At 61.8% G+C, this 12,101-nt stretch carries 13 protein-coding genes; 2 read left to right on the top strand and 11 right to left on the bottom strand.

All coding sequences use genetic code 11. From position 1 onward, the window contains the following. Positions 1 to 9: 9 nt before the first annotated feature. The 3 genes from R3F42_01655 to R3F42_01645 form a co-directional block, all read right to left on the bottom strand. A complete protein-coding gene (locus R3F42_01655) occupies positions 10 to 1,314 on the bottom strand; it encodes an acetyl-CoA C-acetyltransferase (protein MEZ5540730.1) in 1,305 nt (434 codons plus the stop codon). Then, positions 1,269 to 3,743: an acyl-CoA dehydrogenase gene (locus R3F42_01650; GenBank protein MEZ5540729.1), complete on the bottom strand. Its 2,475-nt coding sequence runs from the start codon at positions 3,741 to 3,743 to the stop codon at positions 1,269 to 1,271. The genes R3F42_01655 and R3F42_01650 overlap by 46 nt, the downstream gene beginning before the upstream one ends. A gap of 206 nt (positions 3,744 to 3,949) precedes the next feature. Beyond that, positions 3,950 to 5,080 (bottom strand): aminotransferase class V-fold PLP-dependent enzyme, encoded by a 1,131-nt coding sequence (locus R3F42_01645; protein MEZ5540728.1) that lies wholly within the window; start codon positions 5,078 to 5,080, stop codon positions 3,950 to 3,952. A gap of 178 nt (positions 5,081 to 5,258) precedes the next feature. Here R3F42_01645 and R3F42_01640 point away from each other — a divergent pair, with 178 nt between their 5' ends. Beyond that, positions 5,259 to 5,813 carry a L,D-transpeptidase gene (locus R3F42_01640; GenBank protein MEZ5540727.1) on the top strand — a complete coding sequence of 185 codons (555 nt, stop codon included), beginning with the start codon at positions 5,259 to 5,261 and terminating at the stop codon, positions 5,811 to 5,813. Positions 5,814 to 5,944: 131 nt separating this feature from the next. Continuing rightward, positions 5,945 to 6,229 (top strand): Lpp/OprI family alanine-zipper lipoprotein, encoded by a 285-nt coding sequence (locus R3F42_01635; protein ID MEZ5540726.1) that lies wholly within the window; start codon positions 5,945 to 5,947, stop codon positions 6,227 to 6,229. A 79-nt stretch (positions 6,230 to 6,308) separates the two neighbouring features. On the opposite strand, the gene R3F42_01630 is transcribed toward R3F42_01635, so the two are convergent. The 8 genes from R3F42_01630 to R3F42_01595 form a co-directional block, all read right to left on the bottom strand. Next, complete coding sequence (locus tag R3F42_01630; GenBank protein MEZ5540725.1) at positions 6,309 to 7,265, bottom strand: L,D-transpeptidase family protein; 957 nt, start codon at positions 7,263 to 7,265, stop codon at positions 6,309 to 6,311. A gap of 421 nt (positions 7,266 to 7,686) precedes the next feature. Then, positions 7,687 to 8,328 carry a class II aldolase/adducin family protein gene (locus R3F42_01625; protein ID MEZ5540724.1) on the bottom strand — a complete coding sequence of 214 codons (642 nt, stop codon included), beginning with the start codon at positions 8,326 to 8,328 and terminating at the stop codon, positions 7,687 to 7,689. Between the two features lie 6 nt (positions 8,329 to 8,334). Continuing rightward, positions 8,335 to 8,703, bottom strand: a complete 369-nt coding sequence (locus R3F42_01620) for a DUF1499 domain-containing protein (GenBank protein MEZ5540723.1) — start codon at positions 8,701 to 8,703, stop codon at positions 8,335 to 8,337. A 186-nt stretch (positions 8,704 to 8,889) separates the two neighbouring features. After that, complete coding sequence (locus R3F42_01615; protein MEZ5540722.1) at positions 8,890 to 9,294, bottom strand: C40 family peptidase; 405 nt, start codon at positions 9,292 to 9,294, stop codon at positions 8,890 to 8,892. A 151-nt stretch (positions 9,295 to 9,445) separates the two neighbouring features. Next, positions 9,446 to 10,204, bottom strand: a complete 759-nt coding sequence (locus tag R3F42_01610; protein ID MEZ5540721.1) for an alpha/beta fold hydrolase — start codon at positions 10,202 to 10,204, stop codon at positions 9,446 to 9,448. A gap of 52 nt (positions 10,205 to 10,256) precedes the next feature. Continuing rightward, positions 10,257 to 10,769, bottom strand: a complete 513-nt coding sequence (locus R3F42_01605) for an elongation factor P hydroxylase (protein ID MEZ5540720.1) — start codon at positions 10,767 to 10,769, stop codon at positions 10,257 to 10,259. 247 nt (positions 10,770 to 11,016) lie between these two features. After that, complete coding sequence (gene trxC / locus R3F42_01600) at positions 11,017 to 11,454, bottom strand: thioredoxin TrxC (protein ID MEZ5540719.1); 438 nt, start codon at positions 11,452 to 11,454, stop codon at positions 11,017 to 11,019. Between the two features lie 57 nt (positions 11,455 to 11,511). Next, the gene (locus R3F42_01595; protein MEZ5540718.1) at positions 11,512 to 12,042 is read right to left on the bottom strand and encodes a TlpA disulfide reductase family protein; all 531 of its coding nucleotides are present in this window, start codon (positions 12,040 to 12,042) and stop codon (positions 11,512 to 11,514) included. Between the last annotated feature and the right edge of the window lie 59 nt (positions 12,043 to 12,101).

Below are 12,101 nucleotides of genomic sequence, written 5' to 3'. Positions count from 1 at the left end.
GAAATCATGTCAAGTTCTCTCGACCAGCATGGCGCCGCCCTGGCCGCCACCGATGCAGATACTTGCCATACCACGGCGGGCTGCGTGTTGTTCGAGTGTCTTCAGCAGGTGCAGGACGATACGTGCACCGCTGGTGCCGACCGGATGCCCGACTGCCACGCCGCCGCCATCGACATTGAGTCGTTGCTCATCGATGGGTGTGAAGGGATGCTCCCGATCGAACTCGGACCGGCAGAAATCCGCATCCTGCCAGGCAGCGACGCATGCCAGCACTTGTGCCGCAAAGGCCTCGTTGATTTCGATATAATCAAGGTCGGACGTGTCGAGTCCGTGGCGCTGCATGATCGGTGCCATCGCGTAGCAGGGACCGAGCCCCATCTGTGCGGGATCGAGCCCGGCCCATTGGCTGTCAACCAGCCTGCCCATGACGTTCAGATTGTATCTGCCCACGGCCGCCTCGGAGGCGAGCAGCAGCCAGGCGGCGCCATCCGTGATCTGGGCGCTGTTGCCGGCGGTGATGTGACCGACAGGACGGTCGAATACGGGTTTCAGCTGCGCCAGCTTGTCCATGCTGCTGTCGGCGCGCACGCCGTCGTCATGATCATGCACCCTGCCTTTGCCATCGTAGAGCACTTCGATTTCGTCAAGGCGGCCTTCGCGCTGGGCGGCATCGAGACGCTGGTGGCTGCGCATGGCGTAGCGGTCCATCATTTCACGCGTGATAGCGAAACGGTGTGCGAGAATCTCGGCAGTCTGGCCCATGGAGAGGCCGACCACCGGATCGGTCAGGCCACGCAGCAGCGAGATGATCGGTTTGAAGTGCGCCGGTCGCAATTTCCCGAGCAGCCTGATGCGTGCGTTCAGGGTGCGCGCCCCGGCCAGATCGGCGAGCCAGTGCACCATGGTATCGTTGTAGAGCACCGGAGCACGACTCATGGCTTCGGTACCGCCTGCGAGCACCAGATCGGAACGGCCACTCGCTATGTTCTGCGCTGCGGAATCGAGCGACTGCATGCCGGAGGCGCAATTGCGCTGTACGGTCCACGCCGGGACGCGCGCGCCGCAACCCAGCCGCAGCGCCACCACCCTTGCGATGTTGGCTTCGTCCGGGCTTGGCATGACGCAACCGAGGATGACTTCATCGAGCGCCTCGGGTGCAAACGGCTGCCGCACGAGCAGCGGCCGGCCGGCGGCGACAGCCAGATCGGATGCAGAAAACAGCCCCGGCCTGCCGCGTGCCTTGAGAAAAGGCGTGCGGCTGCCGTCGACTACATAGACCGGCCGGCCACCCCATCCAGCTTGCTGTCCCCCCATAACCTCTGCTCCTTGGTGAAGAACTCAGGTGCGAATGCATCGACCTGGATGACAATCTGGCGTGCGGCGATGGCGGCACGCACGGTATTCGCCTCGACTTCTGTGATGATGTTGGCTGCGAGGCCGGCAGCCAGGCTCGCCTCGGGATCGCCGCGCGCGATGCGGCCTTGCTGCATGGCGCTGCGCAGCTTTTTCAGTACGGGTTCTGCACTGACGGCCTTCTGCAGTGCAGTCTCGAGCTGTGCGACCGGTTCGTTTTCGTCTTCCGGAATATACACGCCTTGCGTCAGGCGATCACGCACTGCGCCAGGCTGCAGCAGGATATCTGCGACACGCTGGCAGAGCGCATCGTCAGGCCGCCGGTAACCCTTGCCGAGAGGGAATGCCAGCATGCGCGCGATGCGTGCGACGAGGCGTCCGGGGAGGTTGTCCACCACCTCGAACAGACGTTGCTGGATGTTATAGAGCAGATCCCTGCAGGCCCATTCCAGCAACGGCAACTCGTCATCGGGTGAACCATTGTCATAGTGGTGCTTGAGTACGGCGCTGCCAAGGTAGAGACAGCTCAGCGCATCGCCGAGCCGGCCGGATATCGACTCCTTGCGCTTGAGGCCGCCGCCCAGCGAGAGCAGGGTCGTTTCGGTGATGACGGCGAAGGCCAGGCTCATGCGACCGAACTGGCGGTAGAAATGTCCGCGTATCCCATGCTGCGGCGCGTGCAGCAGGCGGCCGCAACTGATGTTGTGGAACAGGCTGCGGCTGGCATTGCTCATGACATGGCTGCCGTGACCGAGCAACGCGGCATCGAAGGCGGCGATGTCGCCGCTAGCTACCGCCTCCATTTCCCGGAACAGGTAGGGATGGCAGCGGATTGCCCCCTGACCGAAGATGATCAGGTTACGGGTCAGGATATTCGCGCCTTCCACGGTGATGGCGATTGGCAATGCCTGGTAGGAGCGGGCTATGAAGTTCTGGGGGCCCATGCTGATGCCGCGTCCGCCCAGGATATCCATGCCATCGTTCATCACGATGCGCATGCGTTCGGTCAGATGATACTTGACGATCGCCGAGGCGACGGATGGTTCCGTGCCGCTGTCCAGCGCGGCCGTCGTGAAGCCGCGGGCGCTGTTCATGATGTAGCTCAGGCCGGCAATGCGTGCCAGTACCTCGCTGACGCCTTCGAACTTACCGATGGGTACCTTGAACTGCTTGCGTACGGCCGCGTACGCGCCGACGCTGCGGCTGACCAGCTTGCCGGCTGCCGTGCTCAGCGCGGGTAGCGAGATGGCGCGCCCGTCCGACAGGCAGTTCATCAGCATGCGCCAACCCTGGCCGACGTACTCCTGGCCGCCGATCACCCAGTCCATCGGGATGAAGACGTCGTGCCCGCGGTTTGGGCCGTTCATGAAGGCCTGGCTCATGGGGTAGTGGCGGTCACCGATTTCGACGCCGGGTGTCTTGGTTGGGATCAATGCCAGGGTGATGCCGATGTCTTCCGTGTCACCGAGCAGATGATCCGGGTCATTCAGGTGGAAGGCGAGACCCAGCAGCGTCGCGACGGGCCCGAGAGTGATGTAGCGCTTTTCCCAGTTCAGGCGTATCCCGAGGACATCGTCGCGGCCATCGAAGCGCTGCCGGCAGACCACGCCCGTGTCAGGCATCGAGGCCGCATCGCTGCCGGCTTCGGGACCGGTCAGGGCAAAGCAGGGGATGTCGACTCCGCGCGCAAGCCTGGGCAGGTAGTGCTGTTTCTGCTGATCGGTACCGTATGCCAGCAGTAGCTTGGCCGGACCCAGTGAGTTGGGCACCATCACGGTCACGCCGGCCGAGATGCTGCGGCTGGCGACCTTCATGACAACCGAGGAATGGGCGTGTGCCGAGAAGCCCAGCCCGCCGTATTCCTTGGGAATGATCATGCCGAAAAAGCCCTTGCGCTTGAGGAAATCCCAGGTTTCCTCGGTGAGGTCGTGGCGTTGTTCGGTGATCTCCCAGTCGTTGACCATGGCGCAGAGCTGTGCGGTCGGACCATCGATAAATTCCTGTTCCTCCCTGGTGAGTACCGGCGCCTTGTAGCTGAGCATGCGATGCCAGTCCGGCTGCCCGCTGAACAGCTCCGCTTCCCACCAGATGCTACCTGCCTCCAGTGCCGCGCGTTCCGTGTCGGACATCCCGGGCATGATGCGGCGATAGAGGGCGAGCAGCGGTCGCATCACCAGGGCGTGACGCAGTGGGTCAACCAGTAGCAGGGCGGTGAACGACAGGAACAATAACCAGGTGGTTGTCGCGAGCCAGAAGGCCGGGGTATGCACCAAGGACCAGTAGGTCAGGAGGGCGGCGAGGAACGCTATCCATAGGCCGCGCGGCGCCTTGCGTGCGAGCATCAGGCTGACGGCAATGAACACCCCGAGCAATTCAGTCATCCACATCATGACGGCATTCCCTGGCGCGCGGGCGCCTGAAGTGTTTGTATTGATACTACGAATTTATATAAAAAACAGCAACTAACAAGTTAGACTGGAATGGTGGCGTCGAGTTGCATGGCGCAGACCGGAGGCACCGTTCTCATCCCAGTGACTATCGGCAGGGCGCGTGTGAATATGAATGCGGCGTCTCGCGGTTGGCGTTGCGCGGATGACTATTCATCCAGCAGTTCCAGGGCGGCGTGCAGTTGCGCGCGGGGCGTGTAGAAGTGCGGCGAAAGGCGCACGCCACCGCCGCGCAGCGCGCAGGCGATCTGGTGCTGCCGGAGTCTTTCGAAGAGGGCGTCCGGAGCGCCGTGACGCGGTCTGAAGGTGACGATGCCGGCGTACCTGCCGGGTGCGCCGGGCGTGATGGTTTCGTAACGGTCCGCACGAGCCGCCAGGAAATCCAGCATATAGCGTGTGTGCGCCGTAATCTGCCGCTCGATGCGGTCGATGCCGACTTCGAGCAACAGATCAAGACTGGCATGCAGGGCATGGATTCCCAGCATGTTCGGACTGCCACATTCGAACCGGCGTGCATCGGTCGCTACCGCACGGGAGCGGCCGTCGAAGTCGAGCGGGTCTCTCAGCATGTGCCAGCCATACTGGCGCAGTACCAGCCGATCCATGATCTCCCGGCGGCAGTAGAATACCGCGAGTCCCTCCGGTGCCAGCATCCACTTGTGTCCGTCAGCCATCGCGAAATCTGCCTGGCAGCGGCGCACGTTGAGATCCATCGCGCCAAGGCTCTGGATCGCATCCACGCAGAACAGCACATTGCGTGCGCGGCAGGCGGCGCCGAGCTGTTCGAGGTCGAGTCGCAACCCCGTGCCGAACTGTACGGAACTGACCGCCAGCAGCCGGGTACGGTCATCCATACTGGCGATCAGCGCGGCCTCGGGGGTGTCGGCATTATTCAGATCGGCAACGCGTGTCTCCACACCCAGGGTGTCGAGTGACTCCCAGACCACGCGATTAGAAGGAAACTCCTGGTTGCTTACCACGACGTTGTCCCCAGCAATCCAGGGTAATCCCCAGGCCACGACCGACAGGGCTTCGGACGTGTTCTTGAGCAACGCGATTTCTTCGGTCGAGCGGGCATGCAGTAACTGGCGGAGCTGCTCGCGCAACAGTGATTCGGTGTGTACCCAGTCGGCGTAGTTGCGTGAGCCGTAGTGACCGTTTTCGGCGGCGAAATCCCGTACTGCGTCGACGGTTCGACGTGGCCAAGGCGCTACGGCGGCGTGGTTGAGATAGACGACGCCTGCATTCAGTAGGAACTCAGACGCGTAGTAATCTGTCATTGCGGCTTCCAGTTCTTGCGCGCGGACACTCGCGGGGGCGGGGCTGTCGTCCCGGGAAATACGATGCATTCGGCGTTCTCAAGGCAGGGCTGGCATGGCGCCACAACGACCGTGTTACAGGTACAATGCACGCCGTTTCCAGCCGCGCGCCAACGCGCAGTCAAAGGGTATAGCAAAAATGCCATTCTGTCGTCCCGGGTTTCGTCTGCTGTTCTTGCTGGTACTGGTGGTTGCCGGTAACGCGGTCGCGGCCGACGTGCACATACTGGTTGATACAAACGCCGGTACGCTGGCGGTCATGCGGGAAGGCGAGGTACTCAAGCGCTTCGACGACATCGCGATCGGGCGCTTCGGCGTGACAGACGCCAAGCACAGAGGGGACAACAAGACGCCGCTCGGCTATTTCACGATAGGCTGGATCACGACGCGTACCCGCTATCACCGGTTCCTCGGACTGAACTATCCAGATCTAGATACGGCTTCAAGAGGATTCTTTAATAAATTGATTAGCAAGGAAGAATGGTTGGCAATTCGTCGAGCTGCCAAGACCGGTGTACGGCCACCGCAGAACACGGCACTGGGCGGGATGATCGGCATCCATGGCCTGGGCGAGGGTGATGCCGAGATACACAGGGACTACAACTGGACCAATGGCTGCGTAGCGCTGACGAACGCGGAGATCGAGGAATTGCTGGAATGGGTGGAGGTCGGCACACCAGTGGAAATTCGCTGATCGCAGGTGGATTTGTCGCTGTTTGACGTCATTTCAAGTTGTTGCGGATTTCATGTAGCATACGCACCAACCGCCGGCCAACAGGGTGGTTGGATCATTATCGCTTTTCAATTTTCGAGCAGGAGAAAGGAATGTCTGTCTATATTTCGAGTCGAGTTCGCATGTATGCACTGGCTGCAGTGGCGGCCGTGATGGTGGGTCTGTCCGGCTGTGCCTCTACCGGTAACGCCGAGATGGCTGCCCTGCAGGCCAAGGTCGATGCCGCAAGTGCGGATGCTGCAGCTGCCAAGTCTGATGCCGCAGCTGCCAGATCCCAGTCTGCCGATGCCCTGCGGACGGCCAACGAGGCGAAGGCCATCGCGGAGGATACGGAAACCAAGATCGACCGTATGTTCAAGAAGGCGATGCACAAGTAAGCGACGCTTACGTGCACAGCACCTGACAAGGCCCCGCGAGGGGCCTTGTCTTTTTCAGGCGGGGTGACGCTGGTCCGGATCAACGCGTTATCTGGATGGGTATCCCGCTTTTTTCTTCCACTGCCTGACGCAGGGCGGCACCGCTCAGACTCAGGCGCCGGTCGGCATTCAGGCCGGTGGCATCGGGCTGCTCGGCAAGCATGTCGGCGACGGCGTCGAGGACGCGCTGCAGATAATCCTGGTAAAGCGGTTCGTCTTCCTCGAGTGGCGGATGCAGTTCCAGAAACAGCGCGCCAGCCAGCCAGCCGAGCTTGATTGGCTGGTTGACCAGGTTAACCTGGGTGCCCACGGGTATATCGGCAAACAGACCCTCGATGTCTTCCGGGTACATGCGGATGCAGCCATGCGTGACGCGCATGCCAACCCCGTAGGGCTTGTTGGTGCTGTGTATGAGGTAGCCGGCCTTGCCCAGGCGCATGGCGAAGCGTCCGAGCGGGTTGTCCGGCCCGCCCGGTACCACGTCCGGCAGTACGCGACCGTCGGCCAGCGCCTCCTGCTTGATGGATTCGGGCGGCGTCCAGGTGGGATCGGTCTGCTTGCTGACAATGGTGGTCTTGCCCAGCGGCGAGCGCCAGTCCATGCGTCCCACGCTGATCGGGTGGGTGATCATGGTCCTGGGCTGGCCACTCTTAGCCTTCTGGCTGGGAAAGTAATAGAGACGCATCTCCGGCAGGTTGATGACGACGCCGGTGCGCTCGGCCTTGGGCAGCACATAGCGACTCGGGATGATCACGCGCGAGTTGTCCTCGGGCATCCAGCGGTCGACGGTCGGGTTGGCGAGCAGGATTTCATTCTGGCCGATGTCATACCGGCGCGCGATATCGAGCAAGGTATCCTTGCGGCCGGCGCTGGTGAATTCCAGGCGGCCGATCACGTCAACGTCATCGGGCGGCAGCAGGAATGTCTCGGCCCGGACCGTGCCATGGATGAGCAGGCAGCACAGCAGCAGCCAGGGACGCAGGCGACTGCGGTTCATGCCTGCAAATCCAGGTTGGCCGGACCGCGGCAGGGTATGTGGGGGCCTGGGGCTTGGGGTGTCATGCGCATGCGTATTAGTTCGTGTAATGTATATTATGTTAAATATACTGGAGACCGGCATAACGGATCCGGCACGGCAGGATCCCCCTGCTGTTATGCCGCTGTTCGCAACCGCTCTCACAGGCCCACCTGGTGTAAACAGCGTACGCTCGCCTTCGGTTTGTCTTCGCTGCCTGTCATACTGGGGTTCTGCCGTTTTATGCATCATGTGGCTGCCAGCATGCTAGGGACAAAAGCATTTGGCATAAATTTGACCCGGGAAGTTCAGTGAAACTCCGCAGTCGCGCGTCGCGCTCGGTAACGGGCTCCCGTGACAAGGCCCGTTGCCGATCCTGCTTGATTGCCTAGGCAGCAGTATTTCAGAGCCGCTGGCTGTGCTCGAGGGTTTCCAGGAGCGCACGGCCGGCAGTTTCCTCGTCGGGACCGAATGCGACAATGCCGTCCCGATGCCCGCCCATGGCAAAGACCGTTTGCCGGGTGAAGTCGGCATTGCGGTACAGACGTGCCACTTCGCTCGCCATCTCCGGGGTGCCATACGCTACCGCAGGTTTCGTCGTTGCCAGACCCAATCGCCTCGCCGCCTGCCAAATGGTCGCTGAATGTACATGAAATACGACATTGATGTCAGCATCCAGGTCATAGAGCATGCCGTGTGTCAGCGCTTCAGAAGACGGTCTCACGGGGCCTTGCGCGGTTACGCGATTCTGCTCTGCGTCCCAGTCGGTCACCAAGCAATACTGGCTGGCGTCGAGCATTGCGAGTGCGCCGGTTTGTGTGCCGCTGATGATGAAGCCGCGAAATCCGGCCCCGCTGAGGCCGGTTTGGATGCGGCGGCTGACATTGCCGTAGCCTATGCCACCGCCAGATGCTGCCAGGTAGCCGATGAGACGATGCTGCCAGAGCCGGCTGCGCCATTGATTCAGAGCCTCAGGCAGGTCCACACTGCCAGCCGGCATGTGCGTATAGTGCAGGACAAACTTGCTGACACCCTCTTCCGGCACGTGCCATCACCGCTGCGGACTGAAGTTCCGCCGGATCCGTTCCAGGCGTTTGCGATTGACGCCGAAATCGCTGTAACCGGTTCGTGCCGCTGAGCGCACCTGGATCAGAGACTGCGCGGGATCGAGCAGGAACTCGATGTCGTCCACGAAGCGGAATACCAGGCTGCGTGCCTCGGCATGGATATAGCCAGCCGTTTCTGTCACCAGGGTAATCCGCTTTTCGGACAGCAGTGCTGACCGCAGTCGACGCATGGCCTCCGCAGCGGAGCCGGAATATTGGAATGCTTCGATTCCATGTGCCGGATCCGCAGCCTGGCTGGAGACACAGTTGGGGCTGGCCGGGCAATCCTGCAATGATGTCGGTGGTGATGGCATGACGTACGATGAAGCAAGTCCTAGCATCAGCGCCGCAACCAGCGCGAAGGGGTGTGCGATGCTCTTCCGCATAGGCCCATGATACAACTGCAAGGTCGTGCCAGGCCATCTGCGCCTGGTCTGGGGGGATACCGGCTACGGTACGGCAACATGCCCGGTGACCAGTGCCCGCCCTGCCCGTTCGCTTCAGTAATATCGCCCGGCAGTGACGTAGCGCGCCTGCCAGTAAGGATCGTTCATGGGGGTATAGGATACGGGCTTGCCGTTGGACGGGGCATGTATGAAGCGGTCGTTACCCGCATAGATGCCAACATGTGATACCGGTCGTCTGTCGAGCTTGAAGAAAACCAGATCGCCCGGCTGGAGCCGGTTGCGCGGGATGCGGGCGGCATGGCGCAGCTGTGCGCGAGTCGTGCGCGGGACCGGTATGCCGGCCTTGCGATAGGCGTAATACACCAAACCACTGCAATCGAAGCCGCGCGGAGAGGCGCCGCCATAGCGGTAGGGTGTGCCGATCAGGGTGGCCGCGATGCGTGCGCCGGGGTGTGTTGCGGTCTCGGCAGCTGCTTGTGCCGGGCGTGACTGGCTCATGCGGGCCGGTTCTGCTGCGCATGCCGCCAGCGCGCTGACCAGCAGCATAGGCCCGAGCAAACTAAAGAACCGGCATGAAGTATTACCCATAAGCTACCCCGGTTTCTTGGGTTCCGGATTATTCCGGCTATCGGCCTGAGCGACTGATGTCTTAACTACCCGTAGCTGACGCTCCTCCAGCCGGCTCGTGGCGGAAGCTCCCCGTCTGCAGAAAAGCGATAATCTGGGCAATGACCTCGCCGGCCTGCATGATGAAGGTATGTCCATGATCGACCACGAGGAAATCGTGCATTTCGGCGAGCCTGGCACGCTCGACCGAAACCTTGCCATCGTCGGCCCCGGGAATCAGGGGTGAGAACCAGGGATCCAGACTACTGGCGCCGGTGATGATTCCAATCTGCCCGGGGATCGGGGCGAGGTGCAACGGTACGCTGTCGTTGCCGGTGCCCAGTTGCGCTCCGGCGGGACCGGCCGCGTAGCGGTAGAGTGGTCGCGCCTTTAATAATTCGGCGATTTCGCTGCCCTGGTTGGGCGGGCTCAGCATGACGATGCGACCCAGATTTTCGATGCGGTTATCCTGCAGATACTGGCGTACCAGGATCCCTCCCAGCGAGTGGGTGACAAAATGAATCCTGCTTGCGTCATGCCATTCACAGTATGCCAGGCCGTCACCGATGGCTGCGGCAGCGAGCCATTCGATGTCAGCCGACCGCGAGGGATAGCTCCTGTTCCGGACGCAGTAGCCCGCATCGGTCAGAGCCGCTTCGATGGTACGCATCGAGAGCGCGGTGCGTCCGAGGCCATGCAAGAGGATGACGCATTCGCCGTTACGGGTATCTTCCGCAGGCACGGCGGTGACGAGGCATGCGCTCAGCCAGCACAACAGGGCTGCCAGCGGCAGCCGGCGCATTCGCGGCAAGCATCGCCGCGTGCTCCGCAGTTGTGAAAGTCGTACTGCAATATCATGCAATAGGTTGATTGTTATTTTTTTCAGATGCATGGCGGTAAACGCTGAGATGGCGGCTGATCAGTGCCGCACGCGCAGGCAGCCCGTGGCGGGTGTAACGGTCGAAGCACATGTTCACTGCTGCGGCGAAGCCCTCGATTCCGTCTACGGCCCCATTGCCGAGGTTGTCGACGCTGACGCAAAAGGCTATGCCCAGCGCCATACAGAAATGTTTCTCAAGCGCCTGCGGCGTGACCTCGACCTCGAAGAATGCCCGCTGCTGGTCGTTGGTGCGCCCGTCCGGGGCGTACCAGTAACCGTAATCATCCAGGCGGCGGCGTGCCTCCCCTGCCACGCACCAGTGCGCGAGTTCATGCAGCGCGCTGCGTTCGTAATCACGGGTGAATTGGATCTCGGCCGGGATTTCATCGCGGTGTGCCCGGTAAAACGGCTCGTCAAACCCGCCTACCAGACGCGTCCGGTAGTGCGACAAAACGTTGCTGTTAAGATGAGCGATCCAGTCAGGCATGGCTGCGCGCAGTCGGTGGTCGGCGACATCGGGATAGCGATCATTATCGACGCCGCCGGCGGGGAGTCAATTGCTGCCGCCAGCGCACGTTGTTCACTGCCGGCTAGCGGCAGGGCCGCCTGGCGATGGCCGGATTCCCGGGCTCGGCTGGACTGCCTGTACCCCCCTGCCTTGACGCGATGGTCCGGCCGCAGTTGCCGATCCGTAGCCCTGTCAGTCTGCTTGACTGCAGCTCGGTGAATCTGGCCTAGCGCACATGTGTATTCACCCAGCGCACGATATCGCCCGCCCCCATGGCACCCGGCTGACGCGCGATCTCACGACCGTCGCGGAACAGCGCCAGGGTCGGGATGCTCTGGATGCGAAACCGGCTGGCTAGTGCCGGCTCGTTCTCGGTATTGAGCTTGGCGAGCCTGGTTCGCGGTTCCAGTTGGGCGGCGGCCTGCTCGAATGCGGGAGCCATCATCTTGCATGGTCCGCACCAGGGTGCCCAGAAGTCGACCACGACCGGGATATCGCTGCGGCCGATGTGCTGTTCGAAATTGTTGCCATTGAGGTCCAGCGGGTGGGCGGTAAACAGCGGCCGATGGCATTTGCCGCAAGCGGGCTGGTCAGCAAGCCGGTTGGCGGCGACACGGTTCACTGCGTTGCAATGGGGGCAGACGATGTGCCTGGAATCATACACGTTCGCACTCCTGTAGTAAGGCGAATGGGTCCAATATTGTGGTGCTGCACTGAGATATCAAGTCCCGGATGCCGCCATGGTGTGCCGGTTCCTCCCCGCCCACCACAGCCGCAGGCGCAGGCCCAGGCCGGTGGTATAGCCCATCTCGACGAAGCGGATGCGGCCCTCGGCATCGAGCACGAAGCTGGCTGGAATCCCGCGAATGGCGTATGTCCGGGCAATGGCGCCGTCGGGATCATGGATGACAGGGTAGTCGAATCCCCTTGTACGCAGGTAGTCCTGAACCGCGGCGGAATCATCGTCGATGGCAACGGTCACGACCTGATATTCCTCGGCGAGGGCGTCGATGGTCCCTTGCTCCATGGCACAGACCGGGCACCAGGTCGCCCAGAAATGCAGCAGCACCGGTCTGCCGCGGAAATGTGACAATGCGGCCCGGCTGCCGTCCAGCAATGTGCCTGTGAAGTCGGGTGCGGTACCCGTCGGTGCATCACGTGACTGCCAGGTATTGATGAGCAGTATCAGCAGCAGGAATGCAGCGAGTTCGAATAGCCAGCGCATCCGGTAGCGGGATTTCACTCCCTTCATACCCGGGTCCGTGGGTGACACGGTTCAGGTGCCACGGCGTTATGCGCTATGGCGGCAAT

It is taken from the genome of Pseudomonadota bacterium (genome assembly GCA_041395565.1).
Lineage (GTDB): Bacteria > Pseudomonadota > Gammaproteobacteria > UBA9214 > UBA9214 > UBA9214.
Note: the sequence above shows the minus strand (reverse complement) of the source record. Positions and strands in the feature narration are given on the sequence as shown.